Here is a 24004-nt window from a genome sequence, read left to right on the forward strand (position 1 = left end):
TATTGTAGGCTCCGGCGTAGAATGTGAAGGTTTGCTAGCGGAAGACGATGGGGAGCGGATTGGAAGCGGTTTCCCACTACGAGGTTTTGGGAGTCTCCATGCAGGCGACGGCAGCCGAGATCAAGCGGGCCTACCGCCGCTTGGTCAAGTACTACCACCCCGATAGTCTGCTAGCCAAAAAGGATCAGGCCGCTGCTGAGCGGATCCGCCAGATCAACGCCGCTTACGCCGTGCTCCGGGATCCCCAAGCCCGCCGCGAATACGACCGGCAACTGCTTGCCAGCCAGACCTGGCGCCGCTCTCAGCCGATAGCCTCCCCGCCGCCGACGGTCAGCCAAGAAGCCCTCCTCCGCGAAGCCTGGATTCGGCAGGTTTACACCCCCCTGAACCGACTCTTGGGATCTCTGTTGGCTTCCCTAAAACCCCAGCTAAACGCTCTGTCCGCCGATCCCTTCGATCCCGAGTTGCTGGCGGCCTTTGACCTATACCTAGAGGAATGCGCGCAGAAATTGGCCCAAGCTCAGCAGATCTTTCGCCGTCTTCCCAACCCCAGCAGCTTGGGGAAAGTGGCTTCCTGCCTCTACTACGCCCTCAACCACCTGGAAGATGCTCTGGAGGAGCTGAGCCATTTTCCGCTTAACTTCGACGACCGCCACCTGCACACCGGGCAAGAGCTGTTTCGACGGGCCCAAGAGCTGCGCCGAGAGGCTGGCTAGGCCTATGCCAAGATCTCCCTCTAGCGGGATCGAGCCTATGCTGGCTTGCCTTCGCGATAGCGGTGCCGCCGGACCCTGGACCCGCGCACCTGCGCCCACAACGGCTTGGCCGGCGTCCTGCAGCAAGCTAGCTGCCTCGACAAACAGCAGCAACTGAGGGATCCGGGCGTGGGCAAGACCCTCTCAATCGGCCTCTTCGCCCTGCTGAGGATCCGCAGAGGATGACGCTCCTAGTGACTTGGCCTGGGCAGCCGCAGGGGCAGGCTTGTGCCAGTGCAGGCCAATTAGGGCGTCGTAGAGAAAGCTCCAAAACTCACCCTTTCGCCAAATGCCCAGGGTTTGGTGGCAGTTGCGAGCGTCCAGCTCTGGCTTAGCCACCCAGTAGGCCGCCTGATACTTGTACCAGGGAACCGAAGGCCAGAGGTGGTGGATGAGATGGTAGTTCTGTCCCAACAGGAGGATGTTGGCTAGCCGGCTAGGGTAGACCCTGGCGTTGTACCACCGCTCCTGAGATTGAAAGGGGCGATGGGGCAGGTAGTCGAAAAACAAGCCCAATAGAAGCCCCATGATAAAAGCAGGGGGCAGCCAGTAGTTTAGGAGGTAGTCGGTGTAGCCAAAGTGGAAGGCCAAGGCAAAGGTCAAGACCACTACTAGCCGACTCAAAGCCCACTCCAGCAGGTCCCAGCGGCCTTTGCGCCAGAGCTGCCGCTTGAAGAAAAACACCTCGTGGTAGAAAAAGCGCGGCGCAATGAGCCACAGCGGCCCCCCCGTGGAGACGTAGTGATCCGGATCGTTCTCAGGATGGTTGACGTGGGCATGGTGTTGCATATGCACCCGCTTAAAGACAGGGTAGGCAAAGCCCTGCAACAGAGCAGATCCATGCCCCATAGCCTCGTTCAAAAAGCGGTTGCGGTGGGCTGAGCCATGGGAGGCATCGTGGATTACCGTGCCCAGCACATAGAGGGCGACAAAGTTTAGCCAGAACACCAACCAGCGGGGCCAATGCCAAAAGGCATACCCACAAAAGCAGGCGGCTGACAGCGCCACGGACCCTAGAAACATCAATAGGGTGGGATTCCAAAATTCTGGCGGCGGCCCCAGCAGCTCACGAGGTAAGGTAAAAGGCCTGGAGTCCGGTTGCGGAGTCACAGCAGCAGTCATCGGCAGCCATCCTCGAGTGTGCACAGCGCAGACGGTGGGGATGGTTTAAGGCAACCCGCCAAACCCCAGCAAGCGGCAGGGATAAACTTTGTTAACTTTCGTTAGTATACGGCACAGAACCGCTCAGCTTGTCCCGTCAGGCCTGATTTTCCCGCCAACCCCAACTGCCGCCGACAGGGATCCCGGCAAGAACTGTTGTGAGGTTTTGTTGCGGCCTCTATTGCAATTCATGTGAAGATCGCGGGGGGATCCCTCTAAGTCTTGCAAAACAGGGGTAATCTAGGGGGCGGTTAACCTAAGCCAAGGAGGAAAACCATGCTGCTCCTTGTTGCGCCGCTAGCTATAACCGCTCACACCAGCCCCTGGTCTCCCCTAAGCGCGGTGATCATTCTGCTCTGCACAGGACTGGCATACCTGAGCTTCAAGTCCTCTTCGGGGGTCGCTTCAGAAACTGGACCGGTGTTGGGGATGACCTGGCCAGAAGTCCTGGGAGTTGCCAGCTTTGGTCATCTGCTGGGGGTAGGAGTAATCTTGGGCCTCTCCAACATGGGGGTTCTCTAGGTTGCATGGCAACGCAAGCCCTGGCCTTCGTGCCAAGCGCTCTGCACTGCTGCCGCGACCGAGGACAAGTCGCCTTGTGCTAGCCTAGTTATGGCTCTGCCAGTAAGGTGGCGACGCAGCTTCTTGAAAGCACTCCTGCCCTCAGGGTTCTCCTCTAGTCCTTGATTCACCGGACCTAACTAACCTTCTGCCTTGACGTAGATGGGCTGAGCTAGTAGGCTAGCAGGTACATCTTCTTGGGTAGGCGTTTTGCCTAGGCTAAAGTTGGCTCCGTCTTTAGCCTGTGTGCTCGATCAAGAGCAAGGAGCAACTACCTGCAGCTCGCGGGGAAGTGACGCCTGTGGAGATCCCTCTGGCGGGGTAGCAGAGGTGAACTCTACTACTAGCTACGGGTCGTGGAAGCAGGAAGAAAGCCTCAACGCCGAGCGAAAGTCTGCTTTTGCCCGGGGTTGAATAAGTCTTTCAGAGCGGTTCAGGAAAACTGCGACCCAGCCAAGATCTGGAGCCAATAGGAAAATCCCTAACGAACTCGTTTCTCTAGTCCCACTTCCTTCCTGGTGAGGTTTGGTGTCATGCCTGTAACGATGCTCCTGGCTGCTTTGCCAGAAGGCTATGAACTGTTCGACCCACTGGTCGATATTTTGCCGATCATCCCCGTTCTGTTTTTCCTGCTTGCCTTTGTCTGGCAGGCGGCGGTGGGCTTTAAGTAACGTCCCAGTCGGCTGGAATCGGTAGCTCCGGCTCGCCCCTCTTGCACTCGCGGAGGGGTTAGTTGTCTTTGCAGAATGCTCTGCCCCAGGCTAGTAGCTCTTCTAGAGGAGTCAGAGATTGCGGTCAAGGACACCGGTAATCCAGAGCACTCCTGCCAAGCAGACAAAGTGGGCGAAGGTGACGTTGATATTGGCAGCCAAGAGCAGTACTCCTGTTACCTGGTTGGCCTGGGTGCGGGCGAAAATGCGTGCCAATAGCTCGCCGACTTGGGCTTCCATGCCAATCAAAGCCAGGAACGCTCCAATGAGGCTGACGTAGGTAACCAACTGCAATTGCTTGGGCAAATCGAATTGGCCTGAGGCAGTAGCGGAAGCTGAGCGGCGCTCTGCGTGCAGCAAGTAGCGCCAGTTGAGGAAGAGGCCGGCTGCTAGAGTGAGTAAAGTCAGCAGAGTAAACCAGAAGGCGATAGTAGCCCCCAGCGAGTCATCTCGATAGACGGTATTCTGGCCAATTAAAAAACCAAGCCACAGCAGCAGGGCCGTTGCCCCCAGAACCCCCTGAAACCAGAACCCAAAGCGGCGCGTCAAGCGCAAGCGAGACCGCATGCGCTCAACCGTCGCCCCTCCTAGCTGCGACATGGGTCCGCTCATCCTTCTTCCCCCGCTCTCTATCCGCTTCCAGCCTATCCCCATCCTCTGCCCCCCGTCACCGCAAGGCGCGGCGCAGAAGCCTCTACCTCAAGCCGTGGGGTCATCTAGAAGGCTAGGGCTTGCGATGGGAGTCCCTGCTTTGCAGGCGCAGGATTTCCGCCTCGATGCGTTGTTTGAGCTCTTTTCCTTCTTCAGAGCGAATCCACAAGGTGATGCGGTTATATTCCGGCACGGTCATGCCATGGCGGGTGATGATCTCGGTGGCGGTGCGAATGAACTCCCGCCGGATTTGATCCTTGGTGGCCGGATCCTCGGTAGCCTGAGAGCGCTGCTGGGCTTCCTGCCGGTGGGGCTCCATCTCCAAGACGATGCGGGCATACTTGGTAACCTGTTCATCGCTTAGAGCTAGGGGAGTGGCAGGGGTTTGGGCTACAGCCAGGGAAACACCCACCAGCGGGATCCAGGTACAAACCCAGATCAAGCCCACCAGCCCTTTCTGGGCCACGCTTGCCAGCGAGAGTGCCGCTCCTCCTTTCCGACCTGCTTGACCAAACACCGCTACTATCTCCCCACCCAATCACTGCGTTGCCGGTGTCGCTGGGATCTTCTCCTAGGTGTAGCTTTTGTCTGCAACCCGCTTCAAGCTACCCCAGGCAAGCCACCGCTAGTTGTCGCCGGCGCCTACTTCTTTTGACCAAAAAGTGGCCCTGAGGTTCCTGCTGGGGCCTTGAACAGCCCAGAAGGGGGATAATGAGGGTGGATTGCTGGTTGTGGCTTTATGAACTTGGAGCGTCGCCCGGTTTTCCCTTTCACGGCCATTGTTGGCCAGGAAGAAATGAAGCTGGCCCTGCTCCTCAACGTTATCGATCCCCGCATCGGCGGCGTGCTGATCATGGGGGATCGGGGCACGGGCAAATCCACCACCATCCGCGCCTTGGCCGATCTCCTTCCCAAAATTGAGGTCGTCAAAGGGGATCCCTTCAACAGCCATCCGCGGCAGCGGGATCTGATGAGCGATCAGGTGTGGGAGCGCCTGCAGGCAGGAGAAACCCTGGAAACCACCTGGATCCAGGTGCCGATGGTGGACTTGCCCTTAGGGGCCACCGAAGACCGGGTCTGCGGCACCCTGGATATCGAGCGGGCTCTCTCTCAAGGGGTGAAGGCCTTTGAGCCGGGGCTTCTGGCCAAGGCCAACCGCGGCATCCTCTATGTGGACGAGGTCAACCTCCTGGACGACCACCTGGTGGACGTACTGCTGGATGCGGCGGCCTCCGGCTGGAACACCGTCGAGCGGGAGGGGATCTCCATTCGCCACCCAGCCCGCTTTGTGCTCGTGGGATCCGGCAACCCCGAGGAAGGGGAGCTGCGCCCCCAGCTTCTGGATCGCTTCGGCATGTTTGTCCGCATCGAAACGGTGCGGGATCCGGCCCTGCGAGTGCAGATTGTGGAAGAGCGCAGCCAGTTCGACGCCGATCCCCAGGCTTTCCTGGCCAAATACGCCGATGCCCAGCAGCGCCTGCGGGAGCGCATTGAAAAAGCCCAACACCTATTGCCGCAGGTGGGGATTGATCCCGAATTGCGCTTGAAGATCTCTGGCGTGTGTGCGGCCTTGGAAGTCGACGGGCTGCGGGGAGATATCGTCACCAACCGGGCGGCCAAGGCCCTAGCGGCTCTAGAAGGGCGTACGGAAGTTACTGTTGCCGACATTCGCCGGGTGATTAGCTTGTGCTTGCGCCACCGCCTGCGCAAGGATCCTCTGGAAACCATCGACTCCGGCTACAAGGTCGAGAAGGCCTTTAGCGAGGTGTTTCAGGTGAGCCTGGAGAGCGCTGCCTAGCCCTTGCTCCCAACCCCTCCTCCAGGGGGGGGAGTTAGGCAAACAGGGTTTCTAGTTTGTTGGCGATGGCAGCAATCCAGGCTTGCTCCTGGCGGCTGAAGCTGCGCGGCCTGTCACTGCCCAAGATAAGGCATCCCTTTTGGCCAATGGGCTGGCAGAGAACCGCCTGGGATCCGGGCGGCAACAGGCCCTCGAACTCGGCGCGGGCGGGGAAAAATCGCAGATCCCCTAGGTAAACCGGCTGCCCCGTCTTCAACACCTGCTGCAGAGTGCCTTGGGGCTGTAGGGAGGGCAACTGGCCAGGGCTAGCTAGGATCCCTCGCTGCAGCAGAGTGCGTCCCTCCACCCAGATCACCACGGTGCGGGCGGCGGTAGTGCTAAGGAGAGTGTGGGAGGCCCAGGCCAGCTCCAGTTTTTCGCGTTCAGACAGCTCAGGATGCCAATCGCAACCTGGACTCCCCTGCAGGGGAGCGGCCTGGGGAGGACGGGGCTGAACCTGCTGCCACAAAAGGCCAGTTAGGATTAAGACGGCGCTGAGGAGGATCCCCAAGGCGTCAGAGCGGGATTGACTGGCCAGCAGTTCTGGCGTAAAGGCCAGCCGGTTGATGACTAGGAGAATGCTGCCCAAAACGCCTGCCACCAAAGGCAGTCGCCGCAGCCAGCGGTTGGGATCTCGCTTGACCCTCAAAGCAGGAAGAGACGTCTAGCGCTAAGTCCAGTCTAGAGCTACCCAAGGTCTTAGAGGCGGCTCCAGATGCCGAGGCGCTCTTGGCGAGCTCTTTTTTCCAGGCCGCGGAAGTAGCTGTCGTACTTGATGTTGTGGGTATAGGAGGCAATGCGAGCCAAGCCGTTGCGCACCAGCAGGGCGTTCATCTGCTGGCCCTCCAGCCAGACATAGGCTTCCACCAAGCCAGTGGCATCGACGTTGCGCAGCAGCTTATCCCCTTCCAGCTTGACCGTGCGGCGGAGGATGCGCTCACGCATTAGCTCAAGCGCCTGCTGATAAAAAGGATCCTCCTGGGGGCTAAGGCCCTGGATCCCGGCCAGCCGGATCAAGCGCAATTTCTGTTCCCCTTCAATCTGCGCCACCAGCGTGTCGCCATTGACCACGCCCACCACCACTGCCTCGGGGTAGCGATCAAAGTAGTGGTTGTCGAAGTAGAAGGGGGTGTCAGGCACAACCCGCCGCTCCCCAAACCCGTGGCCGGGAAGAACAGGCAGGGCTAGGAGCCATCCCAACACCGCCCAGCCAAAAGCCATACGCCGGAACATCCTCTTTCCGCAGGGACACCTAAGGCGTAATGGTAGCGGCAACTCTCAGCTAGGCAACCCCTTGCCAGCCAAGGTTCTCTCATGAATAGGGATTTTGGGTGAGGAACTCCCGATCTAGCGGTAGGGGAGCCACTGGCTGGGTAAGGGTAAACTGACCGCTGGCAATCCACTGTTTGAGAATCTCGGCAACTTGCATCGAGCGGCGCAGGCTGACTAGGGGGGCAGTGCGCACCTTGCGGCCGTTGAGGACAATGTAGCCGGATTTGAGCTGGGCATAGCTCACCAGGCCAAAGGTGGGCCGCACCCGCCGGGGGATAGAAAAGTCAATCACGGGCGCCACCAAATCTTTGTCCCGGATGGCAATGGGCTCCAAATCGCTGGGGGAAAGGATGGGGATGGGGATCCCAACCCCTAACATCAAGCTGGGGCCGTAGTTGCGGAAGTAGCAGCCTCGCACCCATTCGGCTTGCATCTGTTTGGCGTCGCCAATCAAGGCCAGGGTGGCTGCGGGGCCAATGGGAGTTTGGTTGGGCAGCCGCTTTTGCAGCGGAAAGTGTTGGGTACCTTCCCAAGCTATATAGCCGATGCCGCCCCCCAGAAAGATGCGGCTGCCAATCCCCACCCGGCGCAGGAGGGGATCATTCAGCAGGGGGCATAGCTCGCCGGGATTGGAATAGATGGCGTTGCCCAGGTTGGGCTCCAACAGGCCCAAGTAGGTGTACAGCGGCCGATCGCCGCCATTGACGCCGACAATGAAGTTTTGGTAGGCGTTGCGGGGGTTGAACAGGTAGAACTGGTTAAGCTGATCCCGCGTCAGCAAGGTCTCGTAGTCGGCGCGGGGATAGCAGTCGGTTACTTGGCCAATGGCCCGCAGGTGCACCCGCTTGCCGGCAACCAGATCGGCGATGACATGGCCCCCTCCATAGGGCTGATCAGCTTGCTCGCTGGGCTGGGCTGCCCCGATGTAGAGATCGACAGCCCCAAAGCCGGCATAGGCGGGCACACCATTTAACCAGGCCTGGCGAATCTTGATTGGGGGATCCGTGTGCCCTAGGTTGAGAATTGCCCCCGAAGACTCCATCGGCTCAAAGGTACCGGTGGTTACCACGTCCACCTGCTGGAAGGCCTCCTCAAGGCTAAGGGTAGCTAGCTTGGCCTTGGCCTCCTGAGCCGTCCACACCCGCACCCGGCCTTGGAGAATCCGCCGGTTAATTTCGTCTAGAGTTCTTTCCATATAACTGCAGGCAGTCCGCGTTCCTTTGGGGCAGCGCTCTCGAATGGCTATCAATAGCTTAGATGGGCAAGAAGGCCTCAGGGAGGCAAGCTGCTAGCGGTGGCGGTAGGGCGTCCCTGGGCAGGGTAGGCCAGGCGGGCCGCCAAACTATCGGGCTTCTTGAGGATCTGGCTAGGCGGCGCGGCTTCTTTCCTCTCTCTCCAGGTGGACTTTGCCCTTCCAGCAAAGCCAGGGTTAGCCGGTCAAGGGCCTCCAGATCCAATTCGTCGTAGAACCGTTCTTGGAGGAGATAGCAGATTTGGGATTCTTGTTCGCGGGTGAGGCAGGCACTCTGGAGAACTGATTCGACAATTAGACGAATGGACATGGGGCAGCGCTCTAACTCAACTACCCCTATGAAATTCAGAAGGAGGAGGAGACAGCCGTGATCCAAGTCAAATGGCCATCCTCAGCCAGGGCCTAGCCAAGCGAGCCCACTGCCGGCAGGGGCAACTCTGCCGCCGCTGCCGCATCCAGCAGCCACAGCAGCCGCCCTCTAGGGTTGACGCTCTGACAGGGCAGGTGGGCCTCCGTCGTCAGCGCCTTTTTGACAATCTCGGCTTTGCTAGCTCCGGCAACCAAAAACACCACCTGGGCCGCTTGGTTTAGGACAGGATAGGTCAGGGTCAGGCGCGGCTCCTCTCCTTTCTGCCCCACGGTTACCCAGCGGTGTTGCACCTGCAGGGCGGCTGTGCCGGGGAACAAGGAAGCCGTATGGCCGTCCTCCCCCACTCCCAGCCAGATGAGATCAAAGGCAGGACATTCGTTGCCGAAAACCCGCCGCAGGGTTGCCTCGTATTCCGCTGCATCCCGCAAGGGATCCCCTGCCTGGGTAGGCATGGGAAAGACCTGCGAGGCAGGAACCCCGACCGTCTCTAGCAGGATCCGCCGTACCATGCCGTAGTTGCTCTCGGGGTGATCCGGGGGAACGTAGCGCTCATCCCCCCAGAACAACCAGGTTTGCTGCCAAGGGATCCCTGGCGTCTGGGTTAAAGCGGCATACAACTTTCGCGGGGTGTTTCCTCCTGCCAAAGCTACCGTAAAGCGACCCCGTTGACGAATGGCCGCCGCAGCCTGCTCCTGCCAGATCTCCACTGCCCGGCGGAAAAGAGCTGCCCCCTCCGGCCAGATTTCCAACTGGAACCCTTGCATCGGTGCCTTCTACTGCCTTAGCCGGGCCAAAGGGATCCCCCTAAGAAGCGACCGCCATCTTCTTGGTTTCCGCCTGGATTTTCTCGTAGAGGGATCGCAGCTTTAGGCCCACGATGACCTGGATGAGCCCGGAGCCGTTGCGGGATCCCGGATATTCGGGGTGCTTGCGCAGAAGCTCTGTCAGCTCGCCGTAATAGCGGGTCGACAGATTGCTCAGGTGGTTCTCGATGTAGATGACCTCCTCCAGCTTGTCGAAGCTGCCGTCAATTTCCAACACCGAGACCGGATGGTCGAAATAGGTGGAGGGGCCGTAGTGCAGGCGAATGCCGGGATAGGAGCAGGTTAGCTTCTTGCCGCACGGGATCCAGTCAATGGTGGAGCCTTCGTCAAACAAATAGACGTGGTCGAAGTACTTCACCCCTTCGCGCTGGATCAGGCGCACCCGCAACACCTTGTGCTCCGGATCCAGCTCTGGCAGGAGCTTGGTGGGCAGTACCTCAATCACCACATCGGCATAGCGCTTCTGCACATCGACGTAGGCCTCGAAATCCGGGCGGCGGGCCTCGATGGAGCGCAGCACATCCTCATAGGTGTGGCCCCGCTCTGCCATGTCCCGCTTAACCTTCCAGGCAACCTTAATTTCCGGCGCCAGATCCAGATAGATCTTAAAGTCCAGCAACTCCCGCACCCGCTCGTCGTACATGGGGTGAAGGCCCTCCAAGACGATGATGGGGCTGGGATCCACCCGCTCAGGGGGGTCAATGGTCCCCGTCTCGTGGTTGTAGATGGGCTTCATCACGCTCTGGCCATTTTTGAGGGCCTTGGCCTGCTCGTACATGAGGTCGAAGTTGTTAGCGCGGGGATCCAGCGCCGTAATGCCCTTTTCCTTGCGCTGTTGGCGATCCAAGGAGTGGTAGTCATCCAGACAAATGGTGGTGATGAGATCCCGGCCAAACAAGTCACTCAGCCGCCGCAAAAACGTGGACTTGCCACAGCCAGAATCTCCAGCAACACCTATCATCACAATGCGTTCGGGACTGCTTGCCATGGGAACTCCTTGGGGATAGGCGGGGCAAAACTGCAAGGAGGCTTCTAAAACTTTATGGATTTGCATATTACCACAAGACGCTCCACCGCAAGCGAGCCTGAGGCTGGAAAAGCTGGCGCTGGCAGAAGATAAACCATTTCCTGGGCAGTGCAGGCGTTTTTCTGGATGGGCAAGGGAGACGCCGCCAGTTGACAGGACAAGTTCCCTTCCGCAAAGGCAGCCTGCTAAGGTGTTTGCTGTAGCTACCACTGCCAGGAGCAGTCCCAGTCATGGTTGCCAGCGCCCAAAAACGAGAAGTTGTGGTCAATCTCTACCGCCCCAATGCCCCTCTAGTTGGCCAATGTTTGGAGACCTACTCCCTTGTTGAGGAAGGGGCACCTGGCCTAACCAAGCACATTGTGCTTAGCCTGCCCGATCCCAACTTCCGCTACCTGGAGGGCCAGAGCGTTGGCATTATTCCTCCTGGCGTCGATGCCCAAGGCAAGCCCCACAAGCCCCGACTCTACTCGATAGCCTCCACCCGCTATGGCGACGATGGCGAGGGGCGCACGGTTTCCTTGAGCGTGAAGCGGGCCGAATACGTGGATAAGGAAACCGGCCAGCCGGGAGTGGGAGTCTGCTCGGGCTTCCTCACCGATCTCCGAGCTGGGGATGAGGTGATGATCACGGGGCCGGCTGGGAAGACGTTCCTCCTGCCGGAGGATCCAAACGCCAACCTGATCTTGATTGCCACTGGCACGGGCATTGCTCCTTTTCGGGCCTTCATCAAGCATTTGCTCGAGGAGGATCCCAACTACCAAGGCAGGATCTGGCTGTTTTTTGGGGTACCCACCACTTCCAGCCTGCTGTACCGGGGCGACCTGGAAGCCTGGAAAGCTGAGCATGGGGACCGCTTTCGCGTCGACTACGCCATCAGCCGCGAGCAGCAAACCCCCGATGGCAAAAAGATGTATGTGCAAAACCGCATGGCCGAGTACGGCGCCGAGCTGTGGGAGATGCTGCAAAAACCCAACACCTACGTCTACATCTGTGGTCTCAAGGGGATGGAGGATGGCATCAACAGCGTCATGGCTGCCGTAGCCCAACAAGCAGGCCAAGACTGGAGCAGCTTCCAGAAGGAGCTCAAGAAAGCTAGCCGCTGGAACGAGGAAACCTACTAGGGGGGTCCTGGAGGTTTCTGGAGCGGCCAAAGCATGCCAAAATGCTGGTATCTAGGCTCCCCAGAGCAAAAGGTTTTCCAGGAGTCCTAAGCTGTGGACGCGCGCTACAATCCCCAGGCCATTGAAAGGAAATGGCAGGCCCACTGGCGTGAAATTGGGTTGGATCGCACGCCAGAGCTAACAGCAGAAAGCCGCAAGTTCTACGCCCTGTCGATGTTCCCCTACCCCAGCGGCAGCCTGCACATGGGGCATGTGCGCAATTACACCATCACGGATGTCATTGCCCGCCACAAGCGGATGCAGGGGTATGCGGTGCTGCACCCCATGGGGTGGGACGCTTTTGGCTTGCCGGCAGAGAACGCCGCCATTGACCGGGGGATCCCGCCGGCCAAGTGGACCTACCAGAACATTGCCCAGATGCGGGATCAACTGCAGCGGCTGGGGCTTTCCTACGACTGGGAGCGGGAGATCACCACCTGCGCCCCCGACTACTACAAATGGACGCAGTGGCTGTTCCTGCAGTTTTTCAAGGCAGGCCTGGCCTACCAAAAGGAAGCGCCGGTGAACTGGGATCCCGTGGATCAGACCGTCCTGGCCAACGAGCAGGTGGATGCGGAAGGGAGATCCTGGAGATCTGGGGCTCGGGTGGAAAAGCGCCTCCTCAAGCAGTGGTTTCTCAAGATCACGGCCTATGCCGACCAACTCCTGGCTGACCTGGAGAAGCTCTCCGGCTGGCCAGAGCGGGTGCGCACCATGCAGGAGAACTGGATTGGCCAGTCGGTAGGGGCTAGAGTTCTCTTCAAAACCGAAACAGGGGAAGAGCTGCCGGTGTTTACTACCCGGCCTGATACCCTCTGGGGAGCCACCTTCATGGTGCTGGCGCCGGAGCATCCTTTGGTGGAGAAGCTCACCACCCCCGAGCAGCAGGCTGCCGTCAAAGCCTACCAGGCCGAGGCCGCTGCCCGCAGCGAGATCGAGCGCAGCGCTGAGGATCGGGAAAAGACGGGCGTCTGGACGGGCTCCTACGCCATCAACCCCGTCAACCAAGAGCGCATCCCCATCTGGATTGCCGACTACGTGTTGATGGGCTATGGCACAGGGGCCATCATGGCCGTGCCTGCCCACGACCAGCGGGACTTTGAGTTTGCCCGCAAGTTTGGTCTGCCCATCAAGCTGGTGGTGCAGCCGCCTCAGGGTGGGGTGGAGAGTGCCGAAGATCTCCAGGCGGCCTGGACAGGGGAGGGGGTGTTGATAAACTCCGGCCCCTTGAACGGAATCCCGGTGGGCAAGGGCCCAGGGCAAAGTGTGGAAAGGGCCATCGCCTGGCTGGAGGAGCAGGGGCTAGGGGAACGGCAGGTCAACTACCGCCTGCGCGACTGGCTTATCTCGCGGCAGCGCTACTGGGGCTGCCCCATCCCGGTCATCCACTGCCCCCATTGCGGCATTGTGCCGGTGCCGGAAGAAGATCTGCCAGTGCTCTTGCCAGAAGATGTAGAGCTGACGGGGCGAGGCGGATCCCCATTAGCCCAACTGGAGGAGTGGGTGAAGGTGAAATGCCCCACCTGTGGCGCAGAGGCCCGCCGGGAAACGGACACCATGGACACCTTCATCTGCTCGTCCTGGTATTTCCTGCGCTTTAGCGATCCCCGCAACGACCGCGAGATCTTCCGCAAGGATCTGGTCAACGCCTGGCTGCCGGTGGATCAGTACGTGGGCGGCATCGAGCACGCCATCTTGCACCTGCTCTACGCCCGCTTTTTCACCAAAGTGCTGCGGGATCTGGGGTTGCTGAATTTCGATGAGCCCTTCTCCCGCCTGCTCACCCAGGGGATGGTGCAGGCGCGCACTTACTACAACCCCAACAAGTCCGGCAAGGATCGCTGGATCCCCACAGCGCTGGTTAGGGATCCCAACGATCCGCGGGATCCCGAAACCGGTGAGCCCCTGCAGGTTATCTACGCTACGATGTCCAAATCCAAGGGCAACGGCGTGGATCCGGAAGAGGTGCTGGCCAACTACGGGGCAGACACGGCCCGCATGTTCATCCTCTTCAAGGCGCCGCCGGAAAAGGACTTGGAATGGGACGATGCCGACGTGGAAGGGCAGTTTCGCTTTCTCAACCGCGTCTGGCGGCAGGTGTACGACTTTGTCAGTCGCGGTGGCGGGACGGCGTCCTTGCAGGCCAAAGTCGAGGTGGGATCCCTGACCAAGGCGGAAAGGGATCTGCGCCGCGCCGTCCACACGGCCATCAAGGAAGTCAGTGAGGATCTGGAGGAGTACCAGTTCAACACTGCCATTGCCGAGCTGATGAAGCTGAGCAATGCCCTAGCCGAGGCGGGGATCCCGGACTCGCCAGTTTATGCGGAAGGGATCCGCACCCTGGTCTTGCTCCTGGCGCCCTTTGCCCCCCACATTGCCGAAGAGCTGTGGCAGGCCCTAGGCGGTACCGACTCGGTGCATCGCCAGTCTTGGCCCAGCTACGACCCGGCGGCGCTGGTGGCCGATACGGTCACGATTGTGGTGCAGGTCAACGGCAAGCTGCGCGGCTCCTTTGAAGCCCCTGCCGATGTCACGCCGGAGGAGCAGGAGCGGCTAGCTCTGCAGTCGGAAGCGGCCCAGAAGTATCTCCAAGGGGCGACGCCGAAGAAGGTCGTCGTGGTGCCGAAGAAGCTGGTCAACGTGGTTGTCTAGCTCTCCGTTTGCTCAGGTAACCTCCCCCCCTGCATAGGCAAGACCCAGGAGCAGGGCTTAGGATACTGCCTTGGGGTTTAGTTCTTGTCTGCCTATGCGCAAGCGATGGGTTCTCAAGCCGCAGCAGCTTCCTCTGCTGTGGATGGCCATTCAGCTAGCGGTCGGGATCCCTGCCCTGGCCCACCCCAGCAGCAGCTCTGCCAATCCTCCGGCTGCCCTTGAGGCTGCCACCCAGCGAGTTACCGAAATCCACGGCGGTGCTGGCCCCTGGGCGGTGGTGGGTTATCGCATGGGGATGCGGGCTCTCAAGGAGCTGGGCTTGGCAAGTCCCCTCCCCCCCACCTCCCCAAGTCGCTTTGTGGTGGAAGTCATTCACGAGTCGCCGCTCCAGATTCCCTTTGCCTGCATCGTGGATGGGTTGCACGCCGCCACTGGAGCCAGCTTGGGCAAGCTGAACTTAAAGCTGGTGGAGGTGGACTCCCTGGACAAAATGCGCAGTGTCGTAATCCATCGAGAAACTGGCAAGCGAGTGGAGTTTCAAGTCTTGCCTGGGTTTATTGCTAAGTACCGAGAGCTGCCCCCAGAACGGCTTATGGCAGCGGGGCAGGAAGTTCTTCAAATGGCCGACGAGGCTCTTTTCCGTCTCACGATTAGACCCTAGCGCCGATCCCCCCAGCAGGATGGGAACTCCAGGGCGGGAGAGATATGATGCCTAGCACGGCTTTCAAATCCGGCGCTGTGCCGCAACTGTGATGGCAGGATGCCCGCCTGCGGCTTCAGCTCAGGGCTCAGAGCCCTTCCGCATTGCACGGAGCAAGGAGCTGACATGAAAAAGACAGTTCTAGGTCTCAGCCTTGGGCTGGGAAGTTGGGTTTTGGGGATCCCAGCCTGGGCGCAAGCAGTCTTGGATACCGGCCTCAGCGCCGAGATTTTGAATCAAACCGTCACCACCCCGTTTCGCCGTCCCGACCTCTTGCGAGAGTCTTCCCGCCCCGTCTATGTCATCACCCGCCAGCAGATGCGCGAGCAAGGGGCAAGAACCGTGCAGGAAGCCCTGCGCTATCTGCCCGGCATCCTCAGCGATGGCACAGCCGGCACCCAGTTGGGGGCTCTCAGCTCTCAGTTCATGCGAGGGGCGCGAACGGCCCAGGTGCTGGTGCTGTTGGATGGCCGCCCCCTCAACGATCTGGGTTTTTTCGGGGGGTTTGACCTCTCGCAAATCACCACCGATGTCGTCGAGCGAATTGAAGTCTCCCCCGGCGGCGGCTCTACCCTGTACGGCTCAGACGCTGTTGGCGGCGTCATCAACATCGTCACGGTGGAGCCCCAGCCAGAAACGGAGACGGTGGTGGAAGCGGCGGTCGGCAGCTATGGCCTCAATGAGCAAGGGATCCAAAGCCGCGGCCAAGGGCAGGAGCTGGGCTGGGTGCTCAGCTACCGTCGCCTGCAGAGCAACAACGACTTTCCCTTTACCATCCGGCGGCTGGGCAAGTCAGGCAGGCGGGAAAACTCGGCGGTGGAGTACCACAACTTGCAGGCCAAGCTCACCTGGCAACTGGCCGAAGACCAAGTCCTAACGGCAAACGCCCTCTACCTCAACAAAACCTTCCGCGTGCCCGGTAGCGTAGACTTTCCTTCTCCCGATGCCGAGCAAACCACCGACGACCTGCTGCTGGATCTCAGGTGGCTGTGGACTCAGGAGACAGGATCCCTGCAAGCTCGGCTCTTTTTGGACGATCTCAACTACCGCTTCAGCGCCCCGCAAAGCCAGGGCTCCCGCGACCTCATCCTGCGCGATAGCTGGGGATCCCAGCTCCAGTATGCTTGGAAAGCCGGCGAAAACCTAGAAGGAGTCCTGGGGGCAGATTATCGCTCCATCTCAGCCCGCAATACAACTTTTTCGTTTGCCAGGGGTTCTACCAATATCAACTACGACGATACGGTTAACCAGGGAGCCCTGTTTGCCCGCCTGGATTACAGCCCAGATCCCCGTTTCCACCTCGACTTAGGCATCCGCCAGGACTTCAGCAGTTTGGCCAGCGGCTCGGCTACCTCGCCTGCTCTAGGGATCCGCTGGGCTTTGGCGGAAGGCACCACCTTGAGGGCCAGCTATGCCGGCAGCTTTCGCACTCCCTTGATCTCGGAATTGTTCTTCCGGCTGCGCGGCTTTTTTGAAGTGGATGGCAACCCCAATCTCCGCCCAGAGCGAGGGGAAAGCTTTGACATTGGCTTAGATCAAGCCTTGGGAGATTTTGGCCTGCTGCGCTTGACTTTTGCCCACAACCGCATCCGCGATGGCATCACCTTTGTCAGCCTTGGGCCGCGCCGGGGAACCTATGAGAATATTGGGCTGGTTGAATACACCGGCCTGGAGGCAGCTTTGGATGTGCGGCTGGGGGAAAACTGGACGCTTTTTGCCAACTACACCCTCAATGATCCCATCATCCGCGCTGCCCTTGACCCAGCTACAGTTGGCAAGCAGCTAGCCTTTGTGGGAGCCGATAGCCTGAACTTAGGCCTGACCTACCGTCACGAGCAAGGCTGGTACAGCTCAATTTTAGTCCATCACATTGGGAGCTTTTTTACCAACAACACCAACACGGAATCCCTACCAGGCTACACCACCGTAGCTTGGCGAGGAGGGATCCCGTTGACTGAGGACCTAAGCCTAGAGATGGGGATCGACAACCTGCTGGATGAGCAGTATGAAGTTTTCCCCGGCTATCCCGGCGTTGGTCGCACGTTGAGAGTGAACTTGCGGGGGCAATTTTAGCAACATCTCAGGTTGTTTTTGAATTCTGGCTAACCATTTGTGGGGTGCTTCTAGTTTGGAAGCAACTGTATGACGATCTCAACTAGAATCTCGACTCAAGCTGAGGCCAAACATTACCTTTGGGTTTGTACCACCTGCGGATCTCGCTGGGTCAACGGCCAAAAAGAAGGGACTAGCAAAGGAGAAATGCTTCTAGCCGCCTTGCAATCGCAGGTGCTCAACCCTCAATTGCAGCTTAAGCCGGTTGCCTGTATGAGCGGCTGCAGCCATGCTTGCGTGATTGCCCTGGCAGCCCCTGGAAAGATGACCTACGTGTTTGGAGATCTCGATCCCCAAGACGTGGAGCCAATCTTGCAAACAGCGGAGCTGTATTTGACAAAGCCCGATGGCGTCCTGCCCTGGGCAGAGCGCCCTCTTAAAAAGGGGGTGATTGCCCGCATTCCACCAGTCCAATAGGAGCAACCTATGGCCGCTTTCAGTCCCTGGATTACGCCTCTAAACCAGAGTTGGCAGGAGATTTCCCCCACTGGCTGGATAACCCTCTACGAAGGGATCCCGGCTCACATCGACTGTCTTGGGCCGCTCCTCTATGAGCTCTTCCAGGAGCACTGGGCTGAGATCCAAGTGGGCTGTGTGGCGGAGGGGGGAGTGCTGGAAGCGGCCTTTACCAGTCCTCCTGCTCTCTGTGTGCTCTACGACGGCTACTTGACCGTGGCTACCGAAACTTGGCATTTGCATCTGTGTCTAGAGGAGCACCGAGGCGGCCCCTATGGCCGAACCCCCCTAGAACTGCGCCGCAAAAGATTGGTGAGCCGCGCCGCCCTCTATCGCCGCCTCAATCCGCAGCGCCAGCCTCGCCAATGGGGAATTCAATTTTGGAACGGGGCAGAGGAATCTCTGCTGCAGATCTTCTTGCCCAGTCCCTTTTTAGGGCCAGGAGAAGACTACCTGCCCGAAAGCAAAGCCAACTACCAAAAGCTCTCCCTCTATGAACGCCTGCGAGCCATTTATGTCGAGGGAAAAGAGCGGATCCCTTACGAGGATAACCCTCTCAAGCGGCCCTACTTGGCGGTTTGCCGCTCCAGCCGCTGCTATCCTTCCCGCAACTATCAACCGGTTGTGGAAGCCCTGCAATCTGCCCTGCAGGAAGCGAATTTAGATATTCGGGTCATTACTTCCGGATGTCTAGAAGTCTGTCAGGAAGGCCCTGTGGTTTTCTACTCTGGCGACCGCACTTGGTACAAGCGGGTTACACCTCCAGTAGCGCGGCAAATTGTCCAGGAGCATCTGCTAAAGAACTGCCCCCTGAAAGCTCACCTTTTTCCCGGAGATTAGCCTATGGTCAGTCTGCAATCCCTTGTGCAGTCCATCCCCAAACCTCGCCCCTGGATCCCGGTTGCCATTTGGCTACGGGCTGCCCAAGACTTGGCCTGTGGCCGATTTTGGCCCAGTCTATTTACCACCATTGGCTGCCTTAGCAACATTGCCTATACCTGTACGCTTCCTTTTGTAACCGTTGGCATCATTGCGGGCACCACGTTAACTCGCCAAAGGGCAATAGTTAGCGCCTCGATGATTTGGCTAGCCAACCAAATCTTTGGCTATGTCTGGCACAACTATCCCCGCACGCCTGACTCTTTTGCCTGGGGGGTGGTCTTGGGGATCGGCACGGTGGGGGTGGCCCTGCTAGCCAGCTACCGCCCTCTCTTCTTCCAGCCCCACCCTCCCCGAGCTGGACGATGGCTGTGGAATTATCTTTGGATCCCAGCCATGCTCATCCTGGGTTTTCTTGCTTTTGAAGGGCTGATCTTGGCAGCCGGCCTAGTTTTGGGAGGGACAGAGGGTTTGACCCTACCTGTTCTCGGCAAGATCTGGCTGGATAACTGGCTGTGGACAGGATTTTGGCTTGGGATTCATACTCTTTTGGTGTGGGACAGGGCACTTGACGTTCTCCCTGCCATAAAAGGCAGGGATTCTTTCTCAGACAGCAGGATGGCTCCTACCGGCTGAGCTACACAGAGCATGAGGCTGAAACCTCAACCCTGTGGGGGATGCCATAACCCCAACTACTAGGCCAGAGCCCAGATACGTTCTGCGAAGGTTGAGTGCTCCCACCCCGTCGCGATGAAACTCAAACCCACACCCACACCTATACACACGGCCTCTCGGCTTGTTCCTCTTGTTGCAAGCAGGACAGGTTTGAGAGCTGTACCGCTCATCCAGCAGCACAACTTTCATTCCCAGTCGTTCAGCCTTGTAGGTGATGTGGTGCCGAGTTTGGCCATGCAACATCTGGTGGAGCTTTTGGTTCAACCTTGTGCCGTAATCAGCAGACACCCTGATATTCCGAATGTCCCCAATCACAACGGTCTGGACGCCCCTTGCATACAGCGTCGAGACAAGCCTTGTAGTTTGCTTGTGCAAAATATCTCGAATTTGGTGATTTAACCTCGCCAGCTGCTTTCGCCCAGAAGCTAAAACTCTCCTGTAACGCCTTGAGCCACGCCTCTTTCTGGCAAGCAGCCTTGACAGAGTAGATTTCAGCTTGTTCTGGTAGCGGCGCTTGGAACGCAGCAGCCTGCCATTGGCGATGTAGGTGTTCTCCCCATCATGGGCAACGGCCAGGTGAACCTCACCCAGATCCACACCGGCAACACCGCTTTCTTTCCTCTCTTCTTTGGGCCGAGCATCACTCAATTTGTAGCAAGCCCTTAGCTCGTATTGCCTGCCGTCCCAGCCAATTTCTACCCAGACAGGTGTATCCCAAGCCCAAGGGATCACCAACGGCTCGTTGCCTTTTCCGTTGGACAACCGCAACTTTCCATTTACGACTTTGATGGCTGAAGCTTTCCATTGGATTTTGTAATAGTACCGTCGGCGTCGAGGTGGACGAGCATTGGGATCCGTTTTGCGGCGTTCTCGCCACGACTTTAGGGAGGCAAAGAAACTTTGGACAACAGCATCCGCACTGTGGGCGTGAAGTCTGTTTTCAGGATCACTGGGAAACCAACGCATGAGCGTGGCAGGCTTCAACCACAGCCCTTTCTTGCGGACGACGCGCCAAAAACTGACGAGTGTCTGGGAGTACAGCTCGCCTGCCGCCCTGCTCAAAAGTTGTAGTTGTTCCGAGACTCCCAGCTTGAGCTTGCGGACAAAGTACATGCAAAAAATTGTCTTTCTGCTATCTAGAGCATTATACAAAAAGCCGCTCCCAAGGTCGGGGCTTGAAACCCAGTTTTATTGGTCACTTAGGTTTTCCGCACTAACCCAAATGTTCCAAGCTCAACCTCAGGAAGCTGTGAGACTTCTCTCAATGCCGCCGGCGCCTCAGACCAATTGAGAGTGTTTTTCCGTGCAGCCCTATCGTTCTCAAGCTGTCGAAGGGCGCCGCCCTATGGCTGTCGGAGCAGGCTGCCGACGAGGGCCGGGCGAAGAACCGCCTCTTAGTGGAGCTGGCTAGCGGCAAAATCCTCTAAGACCTTCGGGCTTTGGAGCACGACTGTGTAGCCAAGAAATCTGGACACCGCTGCGATGGCGAACTAGCCTAGAGGCAACTTCTCTTTCCATGCTGTTTAGTGGGGCGGGATCCATGCTTAGGCCCAGTCTTTTGCTTTCCGGATCGGCCCTGGTGGGCTTGCTGTCTTGGCTGTGCTTGAACGGCGAGTGTGGCTGGCTGGCCTCGCTGCGCAAGGGGCAGACCACGGAAGGTCTCTCTGTGCCCCTCTTGCAGGAAGCTCAGTTGCCGCGATTTAAAGACAAGCCAGGTCCTGAACCTTTGCTTCGGCGGCAGGCTCAATGGCAAGCCCGGGCACGAGAGCTTGAGCAGCGCTCCCAGGCTCATCAACTGCTCCTGCAGCTAGGGCAATTCATCGAGCAGGAGCCAGGAAATGCGAGGCTCTATCTCCAGCGGGCCCAGTACCTCTGGGAGTATTCGCAGGTGGGCGAGCCAGAGCAGCCAGCTGCCGACCATCTAGTGCTCAGGGCTCTGCGGGATCTGGACATTGCCATTGCTTTGGATCCCTATTTGCCTGAGGCTTATTTGCTCAAGGCCAGGATTCAGCGCGAGCATTTTGGAGAGCTGGAGCAGGCTTTGGCAACCTTGTCTCCCTTGGATCGCATTGCCTATCGCAACCCCCAACTCCACTTGTTGCGCTCCCGCATTTGGGCCGAGCAAGGGCATTTGGAATCGGCATTTGATGTAGCTAACCTGGCCATTGAACTAGCCAAACAAAATCAAAACATCGCCGATCTCTTCGATGCCTACATTCATCGCGGCCTGATGTGGGCGAGCATCTGCAATTTCCAACTGGCCGTTGCCGATTTCAACCGGGCGATTGAGCTGCAGCCGCAGCGGGCTGAAGGGTACTACCACCGGGGCATGGCGCGCGCCTACCAGGGAGAAGACAAGGCTGGCGCTGCTGCGGATCTGGACAGCGCCTTGAGTCTGTGGCGGTCTGCGGGCACGGGATCCCCAAAACTGCTGCAGTATGTGGAGGCGGTGCGGCAAGACCTCTTGCAACAGCCGTAGCCCCGCTTAGCTTGCGACTAGAGAGGGTAAAAAGTTCGGCTTAGGAGGAGAACGGCTTCGCTCCACTTGAGGGAGGGGAGTTGCTGACTTCTTTGGACCTGGGGGTGCCCCTGCGGGGAGCCTCTTAGAGGGTTCCTTGCCCTCTCCTGCCAGTGGCTCTGGGGAAGCCGACCTCCTTCGGATAGCGCCCAAGATCCCGGCCTCAGCCTTCCACAGGCCCAGTCTTGGCTGGGTCGAGAGAAGCTGCCGGATCTTGCCGATCTCGCTCAGATAGCGGCTCAGAGAGATCCAGAGGGTTGAAGCGGTTCATCGCCGCCCTCAATCCTTCTTGCAAGCAACACTCCACTGCCTCCACTGCCGCCCTTAGAACCCGCTCCAGCACTGCCTGCTCAGTAGGTTCAAACCTTCCCAAAACATGCCCAACCATGTCTTGGTTGCCCTTAGGTCTGCCCACGCCCAGGCGCAAGCGAGGGAAGGCTTCGCTGCCCAGGTGCTGAATGACAGACTTCATGCCGTTATGCCCGCCGGCGGAGCCAGATCCCCGCAGTCGCAGGCGACCCAGGGGCAAGTCCACATCATCGTAGACCACCAGCACCGACCTGGGATCCAACTTGTACCAATCCAGGACTGCCCGCACTGCCTCGCCAGAGCGATTCATATAAGTCGCCGGCTTGAGCAGGCGCCGCTTGCCCCCTAGGGCAAAACCTTCTCCGTAGCTGCCTTGGAACTGCTTTTCCAGAGCTAATGGGATCCCCCAGCGCTCTGCCAACTGATCCACCACCATAAAGCCGCAGTTGTGGCGGGTGTTGGCATACTGCGGGCCAGGATTGCCTAGGCCAACGATGAGCTGGAGGGCAACCTCATCTAGCTGCTGGGTCTTGACCTGGGTCACAGCGTCTCTCGCTGCCATAGGTAAACAAGGTAGGGTAGCAGAGTTACTTTGGATTGGCGACCCCCAGCCTCCTAACTTGGAGCAGGGGCAGGATCCCTGCTAGCGCTCCAATCCCGCTTCCTTGGGAACACTCGTAACCCACTGGAGGATCAGGTTATGTCCCATGGGCCTTCCGCCTTCGATCTCTCTCTTGCTCTTGGCGAAGCCGAATTTGAGGCTGCTGCTGCCTTGCGCCTGAGTCAGCGGCTGATCCAAGTGGGGATCGCCCTTTCTTCGGAAACGGATTTAAGGCGCCTGCTGGAACTGATTGTCGCCCAAGCCCGCGAGCTAACCTGCTGTGATGGCGCTAGCCTGTTCATCCGGGAGGGAGAAGAGTTGCGCTTTTTCGTGGTCAACCGCAACGAGGAGCTGCAGGATCTGCGCCTGCCCCTTGCTCCTTCCAGCATTGTGGGCTATGTGGTGCTCACGGGGGAGAGCTTGAATCTGCCGGACGTCTATCGCTTGCCAGCGGGCTTGCCCTATGCCTTCAACTCCCAAGTCGATCAGCAGACCGGCTACCGCACCCGCTCTTTGCTCACGGTGCCGATGCGGGATCCCTCAGGAAATATCCTTGGCGCCCTGCAACTCTTGAACCGTCTCAGGCCGGATTGCCCTGCCAACCTAGCGCCCAACCAGGTGGCTGACTGGAGCCAGCCGTTTTCTGAGCTGGAAGTCCGGGTGGCAGAAGCCCTGGCTTCCCAGGCGGCGGTTGCCTACCAAAATGTGCGCTTGCGGGAAGAGCTGAAAGCCGCTCACCTGGAAACGATTTTCTGTCTAGCCCAAGCCGCCGAATACCGGGATCAGGACACCTCTTTTCACCTCAAGCGGATGAGCCACTACTCCCGCATCATTGCCAAACAGTTGGGCCTCTCCAGCCATGAACAAGAGCTGATCTTCTATGCCAGCCCCCTGCACGATGTGGGCAAAATCGGGATCCCGGATGCCATCTTGCGGAAGCCAGGCCCCCTCACCCCCGAAGAGCGTCTAATTATGAACCGCCACCCCGAGATTGGCTACGAGATCCTCAGTAAATCGGACTCGGAGCTGATGAAAAAAAGCGCCATCATTGCCCTCACCCACCACGAGAAGTTCGACGGCAGCGGCTACCCGCGGGGCCTTAAGGGAGAAGAGATCCCGCTAGAAGGGCGGATTGTGGCCTTAGCCGACGTGTTCGACGCTTTAGCTAGCCGCCGCCCCTACAAAGAAGCTTGGGATCTGTCAGATATCTTTCGCTTCGTGGAAAGCCAAAGCGGTAACCACTTCGATCCCCAAGTGGTGGCAGCTTTCAACCGTGGTCGCAGTGAAATTCTAGAGATCTACCACCGCTACCAAGAGCCTCGCTAAGCTCAGATCGCTTCAGCCCCTGGGGTTGGGACAGCTCCCTTGTCTGTCCGTAAAAACCGCAAAAAAGAGCCTCTTCCCGTATAACTCCGGACAGAGCTGTAGTCAGGAAACCAGATCCCAAGTCAAACTAAAGGTAACCAGCACCACTGCTGCTAGGCCTTTGAAAAGCAGAGCAGAGGCAGGTCCTTATTGTCCT

At 58.7% G+C, this 24004-nt stretch carries 24 protein-coding genes; 13 read left to right on the top strand and 11 right to left on the bottom strand.

All coding sequences use genetic code 11. The annotated features are described in order from the left end of the window. The first annotated feature begins 47 nt into the window (after nucleotides 1-47). The gene (locus NW812_RS09370) at nucleotides 48-716 is read left to right on the top strand and encodes a J domain-containing protein (protein ID WP_414396157.1); all 669 of its coding nucleotides are present in this window, start codon (nucleotides 48-50) and stop codon (nucleotides 714-716) included. Between the two features lie 183 nt (nucleotides 717-899). Here NW812_RS09370 and NW812_RS09375 read toward each other — a convergent pair whose 3' ends face one another. Further along, nucleotides 900-1877: a fatty acid desaturase gene (locus NW812_RS09375; protein WP_414396159.1), complete on the bottom strand. Its 978-nt coding sequence runs from the start codon at nucleotides 1875-1877 to the stop codon at nucleotides 900-902. 315 nt (nucleotides 1878-2192) lie between these two features. On the opposite strand from NW812_RS09375, the gene psaK reads away from it, so the two are divergent. Continuing rightward, complete coding sequence (psaK, locus tag NW812_RS09380) at nucleotides 2193-2438, top strand: photosystem I reaction center subunit PsaK (protein WP_414396161.1); 246 nt, start codon at nucleotides 2193-2195, stop codon at nucleotides 2436-2438. A gap of 572 nt (nucleotides 2439-3010) precedes the next feature. Next, on the top strand, nucleotides 3011-3148 hold the full coding sequence (locus NW812_RS09385) for a photosystem II reaction center protein K (RefSeq protein ID WP_414396163.1): 138 nt from the start codon (nucleotides 3011-3013) through the stop codon (nucleotides 3146-3148). A gap of 111 nt (nucleotides 3149-3259) precedes the next feature. Here the strand turns inward: NW812_RS09385 and NW812_RS09390 are convergent, their stop codons facing one another. After that, nucleotides 3260-3799, bottom strand: a complete 540-nt coding sequence (locus tag NW812_RS09390; RefSeq protein WP_414396164.1) for a DUF3611 family protein — start codon at nucleotides 3797-3799, stop codon at nucleotides 3260-3262. Nucleotides 3800-3911: 112 nt separating this feature from the next. Beyond that, nucleotides 3912-4304, bottom strand: coding sequence for a DUF4168 domain-containing protein (locus tag NW812_RS09395; RefSeq protein WP_414396166.1), 393 nt, complete (start codon nucleotides 4302-4304; stop codon nucleotides 3912-3914). 273 nt (nucleotides 4305-4577) lie between these two features. On the opposite strand from NW812_RS09395, the gene bchI reads away from it, so the two are divergent. After that, a complete protein-coding gene (gene bchI / locus NW812_RS09400; protein ID WP_414396168.1) occupies nucleotides 4578-5636 on the top strand; it encodes a magnesium chelatase ATPase subunit I in 1059 nt (352 codons plus the stop codon). A gap of 34 nt (nucleotides 5637-5670) precedes the next feature. Here the strand turns inward: bchI and NW812_RS09405 are convergent, their stop codons facing one another. The 6 genes from NW812_RS09405 to NW812_RS09430 form a co-directional block, all read right to left on the bottom strand. After that, nucleotides 5671-6324, bottom strand: coding sequence for a cofactor assembly of complex C subunit B (locus tag NW812_RS09405; RefSeq protein ID WP_414396170.1), 654 nt, complete (start codon nucleotides 6322-6324; stop codon nucleotides 5671-5673). A 50-nt stretch (nucleotides 6325-6374) separates the two neighbouring features. Further along, on the bottom strand, nucleotides 6375-6896 hold the full coding sequence (locus tag NW812_RS09410) for a thermonuclease family protein (protein WP_414396172.1): 522 nt from the start codon (nucleotides 6894-6896) through the stop codon (nucleotides 6375-6377). A 91-nt stretch (nucleotides 6897-6987) separates the two neighbouring features. Further along, nucleotides 6988-8142, bottom strand: a complete 1155-nt coding sequence (locus tag NW812_RS09415; RefSeq protein WP_414396174.1) for a homocysteine biosynthesis protein — start codon at nucleotides 8140-8142, stop codon at nucleotides 6988-6990. A 58-nt stretch (nucleotides 8143-8200) separates the two neighbouring features. Further along, nucleotides 8201-8509: a hypothetical protein gene (locus NW812_RS09420; RefSeq protein ID WP_414396176.1), complete on the bottom strand. Its 309-nt coding sequence runs from the start codon at nucleotides 8507-8509 to the stop codon at nucleotides 8201-8203. Between the two features lie 92 nt (nucleotides 8510-8601). Further along, nucleotides 8602-9333 (bottom strand): 6-phosphogluconolactonase, encoded by a 732-nt coding sequence (gene pgl / locus NW812_RS09425; RefSeq protein WP_414396178.1) that lies wholly within the window; start codon nucleotides 9331-9333, stop codon nucleotides 8602-8604. Between the two features lie 40 nt (nucleotides 9334-9373). Then, nucleotides 9374-10381, bottom strand: a complete 1008-nt coding sequence (locus NW812_RS09430; RefSeq protein WP_414396180.1) for a phosphoribulokinase — start codon at nucleotides 10379-10381, stop codon at nucleotides 9374-9376. Nucleotides 10382-10650: 269 nt separating this feature from the next. Between NW812_RS09430 and NW812_RS09435 the strand changes: the two genes are divergently transcribed. The 7 genes from NW812_RS09435 to NW812_RS09465 all read left to right on the top strand — a co-directional run bounded on the left by NW812_RS09435 (nucleotide 10651) and on the right by NW812_RS09465 (nucleotide 19015). Next, nucleotides 10651-11541: a ferredoxin--NADP(+) reductase gene (locus tag NW812_RS09435; RefSeq protein WP_414396182.1), complete on the top strand. Its 891-nt coding sequence runs from the start codon at nucleotides 10651-10653 to the stop codon at nucleotides 11539-11541. Between the two features lie 93 nt (nucleotides 11542-11634). Beyond that, a complete protein-coding gene (gene leuS / locus NW812_RS09440) occupies nucleotides 11635-14232 on the top strand; it encodes a leucine--tRNA ligase (protein WP_414396184.1) in 2598 nt (865 codons plus the stop codon). Nucleotides 14233-14326: 94 nt separating this feature from the next. Then, nucleotides 14327-14893, top strand: coding sequence for a formylmethanofuran dehydrogenase subunit E family protein (locus NW812_RS09445; RefSeq protein ID WP_414396186.1), 567 nt, complete (start codon nucleotides 14327-14329; stop codon nucleotides 14891-14893). A gap of 165 nt (nucleotides 14894-15058) precedes the next feature. Continuing rightward, nucleotides 15059-17005, top strand: a complete 1947-nt coding sequence (locus NW812_RS09450; protein ID WP_414396187.1) for a TonB-dependent receptor plug domain-containing protein — start codon at nucleotides 15059-15061, stop codon at nucleotides 17003-17005. A gap of 69 nt (nucleotides 17006-17074) precedes the next feature. After that, complete coding sequence (locus NW812_RS09455) at nucleotides 17075-17461, top strand: DUF1636 domain-containing protein (protein ID WP_099812174.1); 387 nt, start codon at nucleotides 17075-17077, stop codon at nucleotides 17459-17461. Between the two features lie 9 nt (nucleotides 17462-17470). After that, nucleotides 17471-18340 carry a (2Fe-2S) ferredoxin domain-containing protein gene (locus NW812_RS09460; protein ID WP_414396189.1) on the top strand — a complete coding sequence of 290 codons (870 nt, stop codon included), beginning with the start codon at nucleotides 17471-17473 and terminating at the stop codon, nucleotides 18338-18340. Between the two features lie 3 nt (nucleotides 18341-18343). Continuing rightward, complete coding sequence (locus NW812_RS09465; protein WP_414396191.1) at nucleotides 18344-19015, top strand: hypothetical protein; 672 nt, start codon at nucleotides 18344-18346, stop codon at nucleotides 19013-19015. Here NW812_RS09465 and NW812_RS09470 read toward each other — a convergent pair. After that, nucleotides 18986-20167 (bottom strand): RNA-guided endonuclease InsQ/TnpB family protein, encoded by a 1182-nt coding sequence (locus tag NW812_RS09470; RefSeq protein WP_414396193.1) that lies wholly within the window; start codon nucleotides 20165-20167, stop codon nucleotides 18986-18988. The two genes, NW812_RS09465 and NW812_RS09470, sit on opposite strands and share 30 nt — an antisense overlap. A gap of 427 nt (nucleotides 20168-20594) precedes the next feature. Between NW812_RS09470 and NW812_RS09475 the strand changes: the two genes are divergently transcribed. Next, nucleotides 20595-21533 (top strand): hypothetical protein, encoded by a 939-nt coding sequence (locus tag NW812_RS09475; RefSeq protein ID WP_414396194.1) that lies wholly within the window; start codon nucleotides 20595-20597, stop codon nucleotides 21531-21533. Nucleotides 21534-21735: 202 nt separating this feature from the next. Here NW812_RS09475 and pth read toward each other — a convergent pair whose 3' ends face one another. Continuing rightward, nucleotides 21736-22443 carry an aminoacyl-tRNA hydrolase gene (pth, locus tag NW812_RS09480; protein ID WP_414396196.1) on the bottom strand — a complete coding sequence of 236 codons (708 nt, stop codon included), beginning with the start codon at nucleotides 22441-22443 and terminating at the stop codon, nucleotides 21736-21738. A 138-nt stretch (nucleotides 22444-22581) separates the two neighbouring features. On the opposite strand from pth, the gene NW812_RS09485 reads away from it, so the two are divergent. Next, on the top strand, nucleotides 22582-23808 hold the full coding sequence (locus tag NW812_RS09485) for an HD domain-containing phosphohydrolase (RefSeq protein WP_414396198.1): 1227 nt from the start codon (nucleotides 22582-22584) through the stop codon (nucleotides 23806-23808). The last annotated feature ends 196 nt before the right edge of the window (nucleotides 23809-24004 follow it).

The sequence above is a fragment of the Synechococcus sp. O70.2 genome (assembly GCF_047462135.1).
Lineage (GTDB): Bacteria > Cyanobacteriota > Cyanobacteriia > Thermostichales > Thermostichaceae > Thermostichus.